Annotated in this window: 16 protein-coding genes; 7 read left to right on the forward strand and 9 right to left on the reverse strand. The window is 68.7% G+C overall.

Annotated features, from left to right (window positions below; translation table 11 throughout):
* Positions 1–13: 13 nt before the first annotated feature.
* The gene (gene trxA / locus C3V38_RS06370) at positions 14–358 is read left to right on the forward strand and encodes a thioredoxin (protein WP_007629616.1); all 345 of its coding nucleotides are present in this window, start codon (positions 14–16) and stop codon (positions 356–358) included.
* Between the two features lie 127 nt (positions 359–485).
* The gene (locus C3V38_RS06375; RefSeq protein WP_007629614.1) at positions 486–1,676 is read left to right on the forward strand and encodes an N-acetylmuramoyl-L-alanine amidase; all 1,191 of its coding nucleotides are present in this window, start codon (positions 486–488) and stop codon (positions 1,674–1,676) included.
* Between the two features lie 64 nt (positions 1,677–1,740).
* Here C3V38_RS06375 and C3V38_RS06380 read toward each other — a convergent pair whose 3' ends face one another.
* From C3V38_RS06380 to rpmH, 9 genes are all read right to left on the reverse strand, one after another.
* A complete protein-coding gene (locus C3V38_RS06380; protein ID WP_106385307.1) occupies positions 1,741–2,403 on the reverse strand; it encodes a hypothetical protein in 663 nt (220 codons plus the stop codon).
* Positions 2,400–3,575 carry a ParB/RepB/Spo0J family partition protein gene (locus tag C3V38_RS06385; RefSeq protein ID WP_106385308.1) on the reverse strand — a complete coding sequence of 392 codons (1,176 nt, stop codon included), beginning with the start codon at positions 3,573–3,575 and terminating at the stop codon, positions 2,400–2,402. The genes C3V38_RS06380 and C3V38_RS06385 overlap by 4 nt, the downstream gene beginning before the upstream one ends.
* On the reverse strand, positions 3,572–4,561 hold the full coding sequence (locus C3V38_RS06390; RefSeq protein ID WP_106385309.1) for a ParA family protein: 990 nt from the start codon (positions 4,559–4,561) through the stop codon (positions 3,572–3,574). Before C3V38_RS06390 ends, C3V38_RS06385 begins: the two co-directional genes overlap by 4 nt.
* A gap of 110 nt (positions 4,562–4,671) precedes the next feature.
* Positions 4,672–5,400, reverse strand: coding sequence for a 16S rRNA (guanine(527)-N(7))-methyltransferase RsmG (rsmG, locus tag C3V38_RS06395; RefSeq protein ID WP_106385310.1), 729 nt, complete (start codon positions 5,398–5,400; stop codon positions 4,672–4,674).
* 134 nt (positions 5,401–5,534) lie between these two features.
* Complete coding sequence (locus C3V38_RS06400) at positions 5,535–6,023, reverse strand: R3H domain-containing nucleic acid-binding protein (protein ID WP_106385311.1); 489 nt, start codon at positions 6,021–6,023, stop codon at positions 5,535–5,537.
* 128 nt (positions 6,024–6,151) lie between these two features.
* Positions 6,152–7,354: a membrane protein insertase YidC gene (gene yidC / locus C3V38_RS06405; RefSeq protein ID WP_106385312.1), complete on the reverse strand. Its 1,203-nt coding sequence runs from the start codon at positions 7,352–7,354 to the stop codon at positions 6,152–6,154.
* Between the two features lie 17 nt (positions 7,355–7,371).
* Entirely contained in the window at positions 7,372–7,665 is a 294-nt protein-coding gene (yidD, locus tag C3V38_RS06410; RefSeq protein WP_106385313.1) for a membrane protein insertion efficiency factor YidD, read from the reverse strand.
* Positions 7,662–8,024, reverse strand: coding sequence for a ribonuclease P protein component (gene rnpA / locus C3V38_RS06415; protein ID WP_106385314.1), 363 nt, complete (start codon positions 8,022–8,024; stop codon positions 7,662–7,664). The genes yidD and rnpA overlap by 4 nt, the downstream gene beginning before the upstream one ends.
* 18 nt (positions 8,025–8,042) lie before the next feature.
* A complete protein-coding gene (rpmH, locus tag C3V38_RS06420) occupies positions 8,043–8,186 on the reverse strand; it encodes a 50S ribosomal protein L34 (RefSeq protein WP_007629603.1) in 144 nt (47 codons plus the stop codon).
* Between the two features lie 536 nt (positions 8,187–8,722).
* On the opposite strand from rpmH, the gene dnaA reads away from it, so the two are divergent.
* The 5 genes from dnaA (at position 8,723) to gyrB (ending at position 16,017) form a co-directional block, all read left to right on the forward strand.
* Entirely contained in the window at positions 8,723–10,228 is a 1,506-nt protein-coding gene (gene dnaA, locus C3V38_RS06425) for a chromosomal replication initiator protein DnaA (protein WP_106385315.1), read from the forward strand.
* A 600-nt stretch (positions 10,229–10,828) separates the two neighbouring features.
* Positions 10,829–12,004 carry a DNA polymerase III subunit beta gene (gene dnaN / locus C3V38_RS06430; RefSeq protein WP_106385316.1) on the forward strand — a complete coding sequence of 392 codons (1,176 nt, stop codon included), beginning with the start codon at positions 10,829–10,831 and terminating at the stop codon, positions 12,002–12,004.
* A 25-nt stretch (positions 12,005–12,029) separates the two neighbouring features.
* Positions 12,030–13,262 (forward strand): DNA replication/repair protein RecF, encoded by a 1,233-nt coding sequence (recF, locus tag C3V38_RS06435; RefSeq protein ID WP_106385317.1) that lies wholly within the window; start codon positions 12,030–12,032, stop codon positions 13,260–13,262.
* Positions 13,259–13,813, forward strand: a complete 555-nt coding sequence (locus tag C3V38_RS06440) for a DciA family protein (protein ID WP_106385318.1) — start codon at positions 13,259–13,261, stop codon at positions 13,811–13,813. The genes recF and C3V38_RS06440 overlap by 4 nt, the downstream gene beginning before the upstream one ends.
* Positions 13,814–13,899: 86 nt before the next feature.
* On the forward strand, positions 13,900–16,017 hold the full coding sequence (gene gyrB / locus C3V38_RS06445; RefSeq protein WP_106385319.1) for a DNA topoisomerase (ATP-hydrolyzing) subunit B: 2,118 nt from the start codon (positions 13,900–13,902) through the stop codon (positions 16,015–16,017).
* Positions 16,018–16,071: the final 54 nt, after the last annotated feature.

Below are 16,071 nucleotides of genomic sequence, written 5' to 3' on the forward strand. Positions count from 1 at the left end.
AAGGACCGCCATCATGGCCGACACCCCCAACATCGTCGACGTCACCGAGGCCGACTTCGCCGACGCCGTCCTCGCCGCCAGCGCCTCCAAGCCGGTGCTCGTGGACTTCTGGGCCACCTGGTGCCGCCCGTGCACCATGATGGCGCCGGTCCTCAACGAACTCGCGGGCGCCGAGGCCGACAAGCTCACCGTCGCCAAGGTGGACGTCGAGGCCAACCAGGAGCTGGCCGCCGAGTACCAGATCACCGCGATCCCCGCGCTCCTGCTGTTCTCCGAGGGACAGCCCGTGAAGCGCCTCACCGGCGCGAAGTCCAAGTCGGCCCTGCGCTCGGAGCTCAGCGACGTCCTGGGTTCCTGAGGGTCCCGCAAGAAGCTGCTGAGAGACCCCCTGAGCCGTCCCCCGCCGCGCGGCGCGGAAACGGCACTCGGGTGGGTGAGGCGGTAAGTTCATTCGAGTACGTAACTCGAGAGAGCGGGAGGAACCCATGGCGTGGAGGCGTGGTGACCGCGGGCCCGAGGTGGCCGCGATCCGGGCCACCCTCGCTGGGATGGGCCTGCTTCACAACATCGATTCGGTCGGGGTCACCGAGCCGGAGACCGGTTCGGTCCTCGCCCGGACCGACGCGGTGTTCGACGCCGATCTCGAGACGGCCGTTCTGGCCTTCCAGCAGGCCCGTGGGCTGATCTCCGACGGGATCGTGGGTCCGGCGACCCAGGCCGCCCTCGACGACGCCAGCCACGTCCTGGGGACGCGGGATCTGAGCTACATCGTCTCCAAGCCCATGGCCGGGGACGACGTCGCCCAGCTCCAGCGCCGGCTCGGGGAGCTCGGTTTCTACGCCGGTCTCGTCGACGGGACCTTCGGCGCCCTCACCCACGCTGCGGTCACCGATTTCCAGCGGGACTGCGCCCTCGAGGCGGACGGCGTCGTGGGCGCCGAGACCCTCGACACCATCAACCGCTTCTCGACCCTCTTCAAGGGCGGCGACGTGGCGTCCCTCGTCGAGAAGGAGCGCGCCCGTACCTCCGGTCCGATGCTCGCCGGCAAGCGCATCGTGCTCGACCCCGGGCCCAGCGGTTCCGAGAACCCGATCCGCATCGACACGCCCTACGGGACGATCACGGACGCCGAACTCCTGTGGGACATCACGCGACGCCTCTCCGAGCGGATGAACCAGGCCGGCGTGGAGGTCTTCCTCTCGCGGCCCGAGGCGATGATCCCCACCGATCCTGAACGCGCGGAGATCGCCAACGCGTTCAACGCCGACCTCGTGATCTCCCTGCGGCTCGACCGGCATCCCAATCCCGTGGGCAACGGGGTCGCGACCTTCTACTTCGGTAACTCGCTGGGCGCGGAGTCCATGCTCGGTGAGGCTCTGTCGGGATTCATCCAGCGGGAGATCGTCAGCCGCACCGAGCTGCGGGACTGCCGCACCCACGGCCGCAGCTGGCCACTGCTGCGGATGACCCGTATGCCGTCCGTGCAGATCTACCTCGGGTACGCACACAACGCCGGCGACCTCGCCATCCTGGGGGACCGCGACGCGCAGGACACGATCATCGATTCGATCCTCGTGGGCGTCAAGCGCCTCTATCTACTCGACGAGGACGACCATCCCACCGGGTCGATGTCCGTCGACGACCTCATCGACTACGAGCAGCGCCAGCGTAGCTGAGTCCGGCGGGCCGGGCCCGCACACGCGTCACCCGGCCCGGCCGGGCATCACGCCCGGCCGGGCATCACGCCCGAGCCGACGCCCCCGACAGGACACCGACCCGGCGGGTGGCGAAGCCGTGTTCCGCGAACAGTTGATCGAGCGCGCGCTCGACATCCGCCTTCCACAGGTGCTCGCTCTGGATATCGAGGCGGAGCCTCGGATGGGTCTCGTGCGGCGCGATGATGGTGAACCCATGCTCGATGAGGAAGCTCGTCGCCGGCACACACGAGTCCGCGCCGCACGTGTCACGTGACGCTATCTCGCCCGTGTCCTCGGACGTGACCCCGAACGCCTCGATGGCCTTGATCCCGCGACTCCGCAGGTCCACCACGACGGCGTCGAGGAGCGAGGTGAGGACTCCGGCGGGCGCGCTGTCCTCGACGCTCATCCCCGCCAGGAGGATCGCGTCGGCGCCGACCGGTGAGGTCGGGAAGCAGGACGCCCGGGGGATCATCCCCGGGGGCGCGTAGAACGCCGCGGCCGCTGGCCGGTCGGCGGCCCGGGCGATCTGTCCGCACACGCCCCACTCGAGCGAGACGTGGGAGATCCACGCCTCCTTCTCGAACTCCGGATCCCCGGGGGATCCACTCGTCGACTCGCCGTCCGTCTGCCAATAGACGCAACGCCGGGCCCGCGGACCGAGATGGTCCACGGCGGACAGGTCCAACGAACGGATCGAGATCATCGTGTCGTACCGGTCGACCCGCCCTCGAGTAGAGAGAGGACACGGGCCATATCGTCTGCGTCCCCGACATCGATCGTGATGCGGCCCTTCCGGCGACCCATCGTCACCGACACCGAGGTCTCGAAGCGGTCGGACAGCCGACCGGCCACCGCCTCGAGTTCGGGGTCCTTCCGACGACCGCGGGGGGCGGGCTTCGGTTTCTCCTCGGCATCGCCGGCGTCACGGTTGGCCAGAGTGACGATCTCTTCCGTGGCTCGGACCGACAAGCCCTCGGCGACGATCCTCGCGGCGAGCTCGTCCTGTGCGGCCGCACCCGCCTCCAGCCCGAGAAGAGCGCGGGCGTGCCCTGCGGACAGGACGCCTGCGGCCACCCTGCGCTGAACCGCCGTGGGGAGCTGGAGGAGACGGATGCTGTTGGTGATGGCGGGCCTGGACCGCCCGATCCGGTTGGCCAGCTCGGACTGTGTCACGTTGAACTCGTCGAGCAGCTGCTGGTACGCGGCCGCCTCCTCCAGGGGATTGAGCTGTACCCGGTGGATGTTCTCGAGCAGGGCGTCGCGGAGAAGGTCCTCGTCCTCGGTCTGACGGACGATCGCGGGGATCGTCGCCAGTTCGGCCCGCTGGCTCGCGCGCCAGCGGCGCTCGCCCATGATGAGCTGATACCGCCCACCGGTCATCTCCCGGACGACGATGGGTTGCAGCAGACCGAACTCCTTCACGGAGTGCGCGAGCTCGGCGAGCGCCTCCTCGTCGAAGTAGGTCCGCGGCTGCTTGGGGTTGGGGTCGATGTCGCTCGGCGAGATCTCCCGATACACCGCGCCCGGATCGACCAGGTCCGCGGTTTCACGTGAAACGTCGTCCGGGCGGTCGCTTGCATCGGCGGGGGGCGTTTCACGTGAAACAGCGCCCCGCCCGCGACCCGCTCCTGCGGACGCCGACGACCCGTCGCGGCCCGCACCGGCAGGCGCCCCGCCGACGCCCGGGGCCTCTGCCGGCGCCGCGGTATCCACCGACGCCCGACGGGGGCGCGGGGGAGAGGTGCGCGGGCCGCCGGCGCGGGGGCCCAGGATCACGTCGGCCGCGTCGCTACCGAGCCGTGGGCCGTCGTCGGGTCCGGTCGGGATGAGGGCCGCCAGGCCGCGTCCGAGCCCACCCTTGCGTTGCTGACTCATCGACTCTCCTCCGGACGCGTCTCGTCCGCGCTAGTGCCGGGGGCGGGGGTGCCCACCAACTCGTCTGCCGTCGTACCGCCACCGGGCCCGTTGGCCCCCCGACCGCTCGGGCCACTGCTGGCGCCGCCCCGGCCGTTGAGCTCGCGGGCGGCGTCGAGGTACGCCAGGGCACCTCGTGATCCCGCGTCGTACTGGAGGATGGTCATGCCGAAGCCCGGGGCCTCCGACACCTTCACGCTCCGAGGAATGACCGTCCGCAGCACCTTATCGCCGAAGTGGCTGCGTACCTCGCCAGCGACCTGCTCGGCCAGCTTCGTCCGGCCGTCGTACATCGTGAGCATGATCGTCGAGATCTCGAGTTCGGTGTTGAGGTGCTGCTGGATCAACTCGACGTTGCGCAGCAGTTGCCCCACGCCCTCGAGGGCGTAGTACTCGCACTGAATGGGGATGAGCACCTCGCTCGCCGCCACCATCGCGTTGACGGTGAGCAGGCCCAGAGAAGGCGGGCAGTCGAGGAAGACGTAGTCGATCCCGAGCAGTTGGAGATCATCCGGATGGAGGACCTCGGCCAGCCGCCGCTCCCTGTGAGGCAGGCCGACGAGTTCGATCTCCGACCCGGCGAGATCAATGGTCGCAGGGATGCAGTACAACCGCTCGGCGTGCGGGCTCTTCTGCATGAGGTCCTCGATCGAGGCCTCCCACATCAGCAGCTCGTAGCTCGACGGCGTCCCCTCGCGGTGGTCCACACCGAGAGCCGTGCTCGCATTCCCCTGAGGGTCCATGTCGATGACGAGGACCCCCAGTCCGCCGAGAGCCAGTGCTGCGGCGAGATTCACGGTGGACGTCGTTTTCCCGACGCCGCCCTTCTGGTTGGCGATCGTGATGATGCGCGGCGTCTCGGGCCGGGGGAGCGCGGGGGCATCCCCGTGGAGCACCTCGTTCGCCTGCCTCGCAGCCGCGAATATCGGGGTCTCGTCGTCGGACATCCGTCACCTTTCGACTTCCATCATGGACACCGGCGGTGCAGCATCTGCTGCCCGTGGAGTCAGTGTTTCACGTGAAACCGACACGATCCCGAGCCGGATGCCCGGGCCGTTCACCGACCGCGTCGTCCTCCCCCGCGAGATCGCGAGCCACGATGTCCCATCCTAGTCGCCAGGCTGCCGATCACCAGCCTCGTCGGCTCGGCATCGGGGGCGGCCACGGTCTCGACGCGAAGCCCCTCGAAACCGAGCTTGGCGAGTGCCCCACGATCCCGTTCGACCTCGTCTGCCGCGGACTCACCCTTCAGCGCGACCATCCGGCCGCCGACACGGAGCAGGGGAGCGGACCACCCCGCGAGCTTGGCCAGCGGCGCCACCGCGCGGGAAGCGACGACGTCGGCGTCCCCCGCCGTCGAGATGATGTGCTTCTCCTCCGCGCGGCCCCGAACCACCCGCACGTCGATCCCGAGCTCGTCGATGATCTCCTCGAGGAACGTGACACGACGCAGCAGGGGCTCCACGAGCGTGACGCGGAGATCCGGGCGGGCGAGGGCCAGCGGTATCCCCGGGAGGCCGGCGCCGCTGCCGATGTCCACGACGGCCTCCCCGTCCTCGAGCGCAGACGCTGCCGCTGCGGAGTTGAGGACGTGCCGGTCCCACAGACGAGGTCGCTCGCGTGGCCCCATCAGACCCCGCTCCAGTCCCGCGGAACCGAGAAACTCGACGTAGCGGATCGCCAGCGGGAGGCGCTCGCCGAACACGTCTGCGGCGCCGGCCGGCACATCGAGGGAGGCGGTATCGCCGCCGTCACGTGTCGTTTCGTCAGCGGTGTCGTCGGTCATGGCTTTGAGCTACCTCCATCGGGCCCCCGCCCGGTTTCACGTGAAACATCGAACTACATTGTTGTCATTCTCCCCGGACACGCGACAGGGGTGCGAGCCGCTCGACTCGCACCCCTGCCCGCGTCCTCATGGCCTCACTCCGGCACGACAACCACCCGGCGGTTCGGCTCGACGCCGGTCGAGTCCGACGTGACCCCGTCGATCTCCGTGATCGCGTCGTGGATGATCTTCCGCTCGAACGGGGTCATCGGCTCCAGTTCCTCCGACTCTCCGGACTCGAGCACCCGCTGGGCGGCGACACGACCGGCATCGGTCAACGCCTCCCGCTTGGCCTCGCGCCATCCGGCGATGTCGAGCATCAGCCGACTCCGGTCACCCAACTCCTGCTGGACGGCCAGACGGGTCAGCTCCTGGATCGCATCGAGCACCGCGCCGTCCGGACCCACGAGCGTGTCGAGATCGTCGCCCCCGACGATGCTCACGACCGCGCGGTCGCCCTCGACATCCAGGTCGATGTCCCCGTCGAAGTCCAGGATGTCGAGGAACTGCTCGAGATAGTCACCGGCAACCTCGCCCTCCTCGACCAATCGTTCCTCGGACACCTCGATGCTCCTTCTGGACATGGACCCGCCTCCGTCGTGACCGCCGATCGCCGTACCCACACGAGCCGACGAGTATCTACCCCAAGTATGGGACAAGGTCCCCGACGCCGGCGCATCGGGGACCTTGTCCAGTTGCGTGCCCTACCGGGTCACCGCTTCTTTTTCTTCTTCTTGTTCTTGGGCCGCGATCCGGAGGCCTTCTGAGCCGGCCTACTCCGCTGTCCGCCCGGCGCCTGTGGGCGCTGCCCCGGGCGGGGCCCGCTCGGCGAGGGAGAGGCGGGAGCGGCCTTCGGCGGGACCACCTCGTCGTCGTCCCCATTCACCTCATCCGCGCCCACGGTGGGCGCGGTGGCCACGGCGGTACCCGACGCGGCGGCCGACACGCTCCCACGGCCCTTCTTGGGGTTGACCGGCTTCACCCCGACGCGCGGGGCGAGGGCCTTCTGCTCCTCACGGCGCGCCAGCGCGGCGGCGTCGTCCTCCTTGGCCATCCGCTCGTACAGGAAGTACTGCTGGCCCAGGGTCCACAGGTTGTTGGTGACCATGTAGACGAGGATCGCCATCGGCCAGAACGCACCGGTCACCAGGATGCCGATGGGGAACGCCCACAGCATCAGCTGGTTCATAATCTTCGCCTGCGGATTCGCCGCCGCCTCCGGCGACTGGCGCGACAGCGACACGCGGGCGTTGAAGTGGGTCGTGACCGCCGAGATGATCATCAGCGGGACGGCGACCAGGATGATGTTCCAGCGGGCGAAGTCCAGCGCGGCACCCGGTTCGACGAAGGCCTGGAACTGCTCGACCGGCTGGGAGATGAACGACGACAGCGGGGCGCCGAACAGACGGGCGTCGAGGAAGCTCTGGACCTCGTCCGCGTTGAACACGTAGTTTCCCGTGTTGCGCGTCTCCTCGGCCGTCATCCCCAGCGCGCCGAACTGCTCACCCATCCGGTTGAACGAGCGCAGCACGTGGAACAGACCCAGGAACACAGGGATCTGGATGAGCATGGGCAGACAGCCCAGCAGAGGGTTGAAGCCCTCCTGCTTCTGCAGCTTGCGCGTCTCGACGGCGAGCTTCTCGCGGTCGTTCTTGTACCGCTTCTGCAACTCCTTCATCTTGGGCTGCAGCTCCTGCATCTTGCGGGAGAAGCGGATCTGCTTGGCCGCCGGCCAGAACAGCAACGCGCGCAGCGTGACGACTAGGAAGATCACCGACAGCGCCCAGATGACGCCGTTGGAGTCCGGCGCCTCGACCCACGGGAGGAGCCCCCCGAGGAAGGCGAAGATCTTGTGCCAGAACCAGAGGATCCCGGAGATCGGGTAATAGACCAGCGGGTTGGTGATGAACGACATGGGTGTGTGAGTCCTAGCTACGTTCGTGAATTGTGGTCGTGCGCGTCATGCTCGTCCGGGGGATCGGGCGCGCGTGGCTCCGGGACCGGGTCCCACCCGCCCGGCGTCCACGGGCCGCAGCGCAGCAGGCGCCACACAGACAGCCAGGTGCCGTACCAGGCGCCGTGGACACGCACGGCCTCGACGGCGTACGCGCTGCACGTCGGCTCAAACCGGCAGCTCGGCGGGGTGAGCGGCGAGATGCCCTTCTGATAGAAGTCCAGCATCCACAACAGGACCCGGGCCACGAGTCCCGGACGCCCCCGGGTCATGAGGACCCCCGAGCCCGTGCCGCCGCCGCGGCCAACCCGGTTCTCATGTCCCGCACCAGATCCGCGTGAGGGGCCGTCGCCGACGCCGGGTTCGCGCGCACGACGACCATGAGGTCCGGGTCGACGTCCGCCAGCACCTCGGCGGCGATATGACGAAGCCGCCGGCTGACCCGGTGGCGTGTCACCGAGTCCCCGACGGCTTTGCTCACGACGAGCCCGAAACGCGGACCGCCCACGCGGACATCCGAGGAGTCCACGTGGGCGTGTACGACCATGGTGCGGCGGCCCTTCCTGGCACCCTTGCGCACCACCGTCGCGAAATCAGCGGAACGGTGGAGCCGGTGCGACCTGGGAAGCACGCGCCACCCCGGCCGGGATCAGGCCGTCAGCGAGGCGCGGCCCTTGCGACGACGGGCGCCGACGATGCCACGGCCGGCGCGCGTGCGCATCCGGAGACGGAAACCGTGCACCTTGGCACGACGACGGTTGTTCGGCTGGAAAGTCCGCTTGCCCTTGGCCATGGTTGGCTCCTCACGTGAAGTCGGCGCCGTGACCGGCGCCTGTTCGAGTACGAGACGTCGTCGAATCACCGGGGTCGGCGGCACCACGACGCGCCGTACGCCCGCGGGCGCACGGCAGACTGTTCAAGATTACGCGCACCACGCGCCGGCCACCAAACCGTGTAATCCCATTCGTCCCACGGTCACCACTTCGCAGGCCAACTCGACACGCCCACGGCCGCGATGCTTGACTTCCGGCCTCCAGTCGATCTTGAGGGTTGCCCCTGGCTGGGACGTGTTGTTACGGTCATTCACCAACAAGCCCCCCGGGCTGTACATAACCTCAGATCCGAACCAGTACCACCGATCCCTCGCCGCTGATCCTTCACCTGCGAACCGTCCACGGGAGAAGTCTGTCTTCTCACAGCTGTGGACAACCATGTGGATACCTCAGTGGACCTGGGTCGGAGCCTGTGGATAGAGTGTGGTGTCCGGCCTGGCCGGCCCCCCGGCCCGCCGGGATCGCCCGACACGCTGACGAGAGGAGACCGCCCACCGTGTCTCCTGAGCTCGAACACGTGTGGAGTGCCGTCCTCGACAGGCTCACCGATCCCGAGTTGGCCAGTGACGACAACCCGGCCCTGTCCCGCCAGCAGCAGGCGTGGCTCCGGCTCGTCCAGCCGATCGCCGTGGTCAACGGATTCGCGATGCTCGCCGCGCCGTCGGCCTTCGCCCGCGACAACATCGAATCCGTCCTGCGCGGACCCATCACCCGCGCCCTGAGCGCGCAGCTCGGCGAGCCCGTCGACCTCGCCGTCAAGGTCGACACCTCCCTGGCCGGCGGGCAACCGCCCACCGACGACCAGGACGACCAGGTCATCGACGCCGACGAGATCCATCGCCCGGCCGCCGAGGAGGAGCCCCCGCCGGCCACCACACGGCCCCGGCGGATGACCGAGGAACAGATCGCCGCCGAGCGACTCCTCCACGGCAGCGACCGCGACGAGGCGCTGTCCGCTGCGACGGCCCCCGGCCTCAACGAGCGCTACACCTTCAGCGCGTTCGTCCAGGGCAACTCCAACAGGTTCGCCAGGGCCGCCGCACTCGCCGTGGCCGAGGCGCCCGCCCGTGCGTACAACCCCCTGTTCATCTGGGGAGAATCCGGACTCGGCAAGACCCACCTGCTCCATGCCATCGGGCACTATTCGTTGCGCATGTACTCCGAACAGAAGGTCAAGTACGTCTCGACCGAGGAGTTCACCAACGACTTCATCAACTCCGTCCGCGACGGGCGCCAGAACATGTTCAAGAAGCGGTACCGCGAGGCGGACATCCTGCTGGTGGACGATATCCAGTTCCTGATCGGCAAGGAGCAGGTCCAGGAGGAGTTCTTCCACACCTTCAACACGATCCACAACGCGCAGAAGCAGATCGTGATCTCCTCAGACCGACCGCCCAAGCAACTGCAGCCCCTCGAGGACCGACTTCGCACGCGCTTCGAGTGGGGGCTGATCACCGACATCCAGCCGCCCGAGCTCGAGACACGCATCGCGATCCTGGACAAGAAGGCGAAGTCCGAGAACTACGTCGTCCCCCGGGACGTCCTCGAGCTCATCGCCACCCGCGTCCAGCGGAATATCCGCGAACTCGAGGGCGCGCTCATCCGTGTGGTGGCGTTCGCGTCGCTCAACGGTCACGAGATCGACGTGCCGCTCGCCGAGATCGTCCTGCGCGACGTGGTCTCCGACGACGATTCGCTACAGATCTCCGCGGCGACCATCATGGCGGTGACCGCGGAGTTCTTCTCGACGAGCATCGACGAACTGTGCGGCACGTCCAAGACGCGGTCGCTCTCCCGGGCACGGCAGATCGCCATGTACCTGTGCCGCGAACTCACCGACCTCTCCCTCCCCAAGATCGGCGTCACCTTCGGCGGCAAGGACCACACCACGGTCATGTACGCCCAGCGCAAGATCCTCAAGGAGATCAAGGACGACCGGCGTACCTACGACCAGATCCAGGAGCTCACCGCCCGGATCAAGGAGCGCTCCCGCTCGCTCTGAGGGCCACTCGTACCGTCCCCCTTCCCGCCATACGGGCTGATTCGTCGTGCGCGCGGGTCGCCGCGTCGCCGCGCCCCCTGTCATCCGGCCGGAGCCGTCGTGTCACGGCGCCTGCGACCGTCATGTCACGGCGCCTGCGACCGCATCGCGACACAACTGAGACCCCCCGCGACCCCCTTCGTCACATCGTTCACAGCTGTGGACAAAGCTGTGGGATCTTGTGGACCGACGGTGGACAGAGGGTGGACGGGATCTTGTGATTCCACCGGGGCGCTCGACCAAATCACAAGAATCGACAGACGCGTTCACACGACGAAATCGGCGGAGACCTGTGGTTACAGGTCTCGGCTCACAATTTCACAGGACCTACTACTACTACCTCTTATCTCTCTTGAGAGTTCTTGTAAGAAGTAGGGATGTGGAACGGCGAGCCTGCTTGACCGGTTACGCCGACTCCGTGTGCCCACTGTCGGTGCGAGCGGTTACCCTCATGGAGACGTTCCGCCGACCGCGGCGGGCACGTACGGCACGACCCCCCGAAACAGACCGCTCGTCCAGATACCGGCAGCCGGTATCCGCCCCGCCTGAAAGAGGTCATCGATGGAGATCACGGATCCGACGTTCCGCGTCACCCGCGAGGACTTCGCGGAATCCGTGGCCTGGGTCGCCCGCACGCTGCCCTCGCGGCCGTCGGTGCCGATCCTCGGCGGCGTCCTGCTCGAGGCGGACTCGGGTCTGACGATCTCGGGGTTCGACTACGAGACGTCAGCGCAGGTCTCGGTACCCGCGGAGGTATCCGAGCCGGGCAGCACGCTGGTGTCCGGGCGGCTGTTGGCCGACATCGCCCGCGCCCTGCCCGACCGCCCGGTCGAGGTGGTGGTCACCGCGCAGAAGATGTACATCACCTGCGGCTCCGCGAAGTTCACCCTCCCGACCATGCCGGTCGAGGACTACCCGCAGCTTCCGGCCATGCCGGAGGTCACCGGCTCCGCCGAGGTCGACGCGTTCTCGGAGGCCGTGGGCCAGGTCGTCGTCGCGGCCGGCAAGGACGACACCCTCCCGATGCTCACCGGCATCCGTATGGAGATCGAGGGCACCCGGGTCACGCTCATCGCGACCGACCGGTTCCGCCTGGCCATCCGGGAGTTCGACTGGGAGCCGGCTCGCGAGGACGTCACCGTCGAGGTGCTCATCCCGGCCAAGGCGCTGTCCGAGGTCACCCGCTCGGCCGGACACGGTGGTCGAGTCGACCTCAGCCTCGGGGCGGGTTCCAACGTCGGGGCCGAGGGCATCCTCGGTGTGCTGGTCTCCGGTCAGCGCACCACCACCCGCCTGCTCGACGCAGAGTTCCCCAAGGTCCGGCAGCTGCTGCCGTCCCAGCACACGTCCGTCGCGATCGTCGAGGTCGACGCCCTCGTGCAGGCGATCAAGCGTGTCGCGCTCGTCGCCGACCGCGGCGTCCAGGTCCGCATGGCGTTCAGCGAGGGCGAACTCGCGCTCTCGGCCGGCGGGGACGACGCCGCGCAGGCCAACGAGTCGCTCCCGGTGGACTTCGTCGGCGAGCCGCTGACCATCGCCTTCAACCCCGGCTACCTGCTCGACGGCCTGGGCAGCATCCACTCGGCCCGCGTCGCGTTCGGGTTCACGCAGCCCAGCCGCCCCGCCGTCCTGCGACCCGCACCCGAGGCCCTCCCCGAGCCGGGCGCCGACGGCGCCATCGCGCCCGTCGAGTCGGACCACACCTACCTGCTCATGCCCGTGCGCCTGCCGGGCTGAGCCCGCGACCCGGGACCGTTCCGGTATGCACCTGCGTCACCTCACGCTCCTGGACTTCCGCTCCTGGCCGCTGCTCGAACTGGATCTCGAGCCGGGGGTCACCACGCTGATCGGCCGCAACGGCCACGGGAAGACCAACGTCCTCGAGGCGATCGGCGTGCTGGCCAGCCTCCGATCCCACCGCGTCGCGGGCGACGCGCCGATGATCCGGACGGGTGCCGGGACCGCGCTCGTCGGCGCACTCGCCCACAACGCCGGGCGGGAACTCACCGTCGAACTCGCGCTGAACACCGGCAAGGCCAACCGCGCGAGACTCAACACCTCACCGTGCCGCCGACTCTCCGACATCCTCGGGGTCGTCCAGTCCGTCCTCTTCGCGCCCGAGGACCTCGCCCTCGTGCGCGGCGAGCCAGCCGAGCGGCGTCGGCTGCTCGACGAGCTCATGGTCCAACGCCGTCCCTCGCTCGGTGGCGACCTGGCCGAGTACTCGTCCGTGCTGCGTCAGCGCACCGCGCTGCTCAAGTCCGCGTCAGGTGCGCTGCGGCGCGGCCGGCCCGAGGAATCCGCCGCGGTGCTGGACACCCTCGACGTGTGGGACGGCCGGCTGGCCGAACTCGGGGCCAGACTCGTGGCCGGTCGGATCGACCTCCTCCGGCAGCTGCGCCCCCTCGTCGTCGACGCCTATCGCGGGCTGGCACCCGAGTCCCGCCCGGCCGATCTCGCCTACCGGTTCCGCGTCGCCGACACCCCCGATGAGTCCGAGCTGACCGATCCCGAACTCGTCGAGGCGGTGCTCCTCGCGGAGCTCGGTCGGCGGCGACGCGACGAGATCGACCGCGGCATGTCGCTCGTCGGGCCGCACCGCGACGACCTCCTCCTGACCCTCGGCGACGAACCGGCGAAGGGGTTCGCCAGCCACGGTGAGACGTGGTCGTTCGCGCTCGCGTTGCGCCTCGGCTCCCTCGAGTTGTTCCGCGCCGACGGTGCCGAGCCGGTGCTCCTCCTCGACGATGTGTTCGCCGAACTCGACCGCCACCGCCGCGCCGCGCTCGCCGATGTCGCGGCCGGGGTCGAGCAGGTCCTCATCACCGCGGCGGTCGGGGAGGACGTCCCAGCCGGACTGCGGGGCGTGCGTCATGACGTCGTGATGACGGGCGAGGGGCGGGACCGTCACTCCGCGATGACACTGTCACGACCCCGGGACGACGAGGGTGACGACGACGAGAACACCGATACGGAAAGTGGGGACCCGACATGACGGGCGGGACCGGCGCGGACGGCATAACCCCGTCTGACCAGCCACAACGTGGTTATGACATCGCCAAAAAGGCGCTCGAGGAGGCCAGGGCGAAGGCACGTGCGGAAGGCAAACAGGTCGGTCGCGGACGGACCGGCCCGGTCGGCGCGGGACGTCGGCTGCGCAAGCGCGGGTGGACGGGCGCCGGCGCCGACCCGTGGGATCCCCAGCCGCTCGGGCGGCTCGTCGGCCAGGTCGCCAAGAAGCGCGGATGGGACGACAAGGTCGCCACCGGCCGGCTGTTCGCCGAGTGGGGACGGATCGTCGGCGAGGACGTCTCGAGCCACGCGACGCCGGAGCGTCTGGAGGAGGGGATCCTCCACGTGCGGGCCTCGAGTACCGCGTGGGCCACGCAGCTGCGGTTGATGTCCGCGGACATCCTCCGCAAGATCGCCGCCGCCATGGGACCGGGTCACGTCCGTCGGCTCAAGGTGGAGGGGCCGGAGAAACCGAGTTGGCGGAAGGGCCCCCTCCACGTGTCGGGTCGCGGCCCGCGGGACACCTACGGGTGAGGGCCGGGCGTGCCCGCGGCCCGCGCGGCGGTTCCCGCAGGTAGACTGGGCCGGTCCCAGACCCCCGAGACGCGAGGAGATCGCACGTGGCGGACGCCAGGAGCACGGCCGACAACGGCGGAGCCAAGGAATACGGCGCTTCATCGATCACTGTCCTCGAAGGGCTCGAGGCCGTCCGGATGCGGCCGGGTATGTACATCGGCTCCACCGGACCGCGGGGTCTGCACCACCTGATCTGGGAGGTCGTCGACAACTCCGTCGACGAGGCGATGGCGGGGCACGCGACCGGCGTCAAGGTCACTCTGCTCGAGGACGGCGGCGTCGAGGTCATCGACGACGGCCGAGGCATCCCGGTGGAGATGCACGAGTCGGGCATGCCCACCGTGCAGGTGGTCATGACCCAGCTCCACGCGGGCGGCAAGTTCGACTCGGATTCCTACGCGGTCTCCGGTGGTCTCCACGGCGTCGGCATCTCGGTGGTCAACGCGCTGTCGACCCGCGTCGAGGTCCAGATCAAGCGCGACGGCCGCCTGTGGAAGCAGGACTTCGACATGGCCGTGCCGGCGGAGCTGGTCGACGCCGGGCCCGCCGAGGGCACCGGGACCAAGGTCCGGTTCTGGGCCGATCCGTCGATCTTCGAGACCACCGAGTACGACTTCGACATCGTCGCCCGCCGCCTGCAGGAGATGGCGTTCCTCAACAAGGGACTGACCATCACGCTGACCGACCGTCGGCCGCGCGCCGAGAAGGCGGCGGAGCTCGACGCCATCGCGGACAGCGAAGGCGTCGGACCGGACTCCGCACCGGGCTCGGACGAGGGCTCCGACCTGGCCAGCGCCGTGGACGCCGAGCAGGTCTTCGTCGAGGGCGCCGGTGACGGAGCCGAGGCGGCCGAGCCCGAGAAGATCCGCGAGCGCAAGCGGACCTTCCACTACCCGGACGGCCTCAAGGACTACGTCAAGGCGATCAACAAGTCCAAGACCGCGATCCACCCGACGATCCTGTACTTCGAGGGCAAGGGCACCGGCCACGAGGTCGAGGTCGCCATGCAGTGGAACTCCGGGTACTCGGAGTCCGTCCACACCTTCGCCAACACGATCAACACCCACGAGGGCGGCACCCACGAGGAGGGCTTCCGTGCGGCGTTGACCTCGCTGGTCAACAAGTACGCCCGGGACAAGAAGCTCATCAAGGAGAAGGACCCCAACCTCACGGGTGACGACATCCGCGAGGGTCTCGCGGCCGTCATCTCCGCCAAGATCGCGGACCCGCAGTTCGAGGGGCAGACCAAGACCAAGCTCGGCAACACCGAGGTCAAGGGCTTCGTCCAGCGGCAGGTGGCCGAACACATCGGTCACTGGTTCGAAGCCAACCCCGCCGAGGCCAAGGTGATCGTCAACAAGGCCATCGCCTCCAGTCAGGCACGCGTCGCCGCCCGCAAGGCCCGCGAGATGGTGCGCCGGAAGTCGGCGACCGACATCGGCGGCCTGCCCGGCAAGCTCGCGGACTGCCGGTCCAAGGACCCGTCGAAGTCCGAGCTCTACATCGTGGAGGGTGACTCGGCCGGTGGTTCGGCCAAGTCCGGTCGCGACTCGATGTTCCAGGCGATCCTGCCGCTGCGCGGAAAGATCATCAACGTCGAGAAGTCGCGGATCGACAAGGTCCTCAAGAACGCCGAGGTCCAGGCCATCATCACGGCGCTGGGCACCGGCATCCACGAGGAATTCGACATCGACAAGCTGCGGTACCACAAGATCGTGCTGATGGCCGACGCCGACGTCGACGGCCAGCACATCGCGACGCTGCTGCTGACGCTCATCTTCCGCTTCATGAAGCCGCTCGTGGAGAACGGGTACGTCTACCTCGCGCAGCCCCCGCTGTACAAGCTCAAGTGGAGCAAGGGCGAGCCGGACTTCGCGTACTCGGACCGCGAGCGCGACGAACTCCTCAAGATCGGCCTGGAGAACAAGCGCAAGATCAACGTCGACGACGGCATCCAGCGCTACAAGGGCCTCGGCGAGATGAACCCGAAGGAGCTGTGGGAGACCACGATGGACCCGTCGGTCCGCACGCTTCGGCAGGTCACCCTCGAGGACGCCGCGGCGGCCGACGAGTTGTTCTCGATCCTCATGGGTGAGGACGTGGACGCGCGCCGCAACTTCATCACCCGCAACGCCCGCGACGTCCGCTTCCTGGACGTCTGACCCCCGAAATCGGCGACTCCGCCGCTGTCTCCGCGACCCCCACAGGGGCTGCCG

Origin of the sequence: Dietzia sp. oral taxon 368 (genome assembly GCF_002999155.1) — a bacterium.
Lineage (GTDB): Bacteria > Actinomycetota > Actinomycetes > Mycobacteriales > Mycobacteriaceae > Dietzia > Dietzia cinnamea.

What these genes read in the sequence shown, in the direction of transcription:
- C3V38_RS06380 (WP_106385307.1), bottom strand. Translation starts at nt 2,403, where the DNA reads ATGATCTCGATCCGTTCGTTGGACCTGTCCGCCGTGGACCATCTCGGT.
- dnaN (WP_106385316.1), top strand. Translation starts at nt 10,829, where the DNA reads ATGGAGATCACGGATCCGACGTTCCGCGTCACCCGCGAGGACTTCGCG.
- C3V38_RS06400 (WP_106385311.1), bottom strand. Translation starts at nt 6,023, where the DNA reads ATGTCCAGAAGGAGCATCGAGGTGTCCGAGGAACGATTGGTCGAGGAG.
- yidD (WP_106385313.1), bottom strand. Translation starts at nt 7,665, where the DNA reads ATGACCCGGGGGCGTCCGGGACTCGTGGCCCGGGTCCTGTTGTGGATG.
- C3V38_RS06385 (WP_106385308.1), bottom strand. Translation starts at nt 3,575, where the DNA reads ATGAGTCAGCAACGCAAGGGTGGGCTCGGACGCGGCCTGGCGGCCCTC.
- rpmH (WP_007629603.1), bottom strand. Translation starts at nt 8,186, where the DNA reads ATGGCCAAGGGCAAGCGGACTTTCCAGCCGAACAACCGTCGTCGTGCC.
- rsmG (WP_106385310.1), bottom strand. Translation starts at nt 5,400, where the DNA reads ATGACCGACGACACCGCTGACGAAACGACACGTGACGGCGGCGATACC.
- recF (WP_106385317.1), top strand. Translation starts at nt 12,030, where the DNA reads ATGCACCTGCGTCACCTCACGCTCCTGGACTTCCGCTCCTGGCCGCTG.
- C3V38_RS06375 (WP_007629614.1), top strand. Translation starts at nt 486, where the DNA reads ATGGCGTGGAGGCGTGGTGACCGCGGGCCCGAGGTGGCCGCGATCCGG.
- C3V38_RS06390 (WP_106385309.1), bottom strand. Translation starts at nt 4,561, where the DNA reads ATGTCCGACGACGAGACCCCGATATTCGCGGCTGCGAGGCAGGCGAAC.
- trxA (WP_007629616.1), top strand. Translation starts at nt 14, where the DNA reads ATGGCCGACACCCCCAACATCGTCGACGTCACCGAGGCCGACTTCGCC.
- yidC (WP_106385312.1), bottom strand. Translation starts at nt 7,354, where the DNA reads ATGTCGTTCATCACCAACCCGCTGGTCTATTACCCGATCTCCGGGATC.
- C3V38_RS06440 (WP_106385318.1), top strand. Translation starts at nt 13,259, where the DNA reads ATGACGGGCGGGACCGGCGCGGACGGCATAACCCCGTCTGACCAGCCA.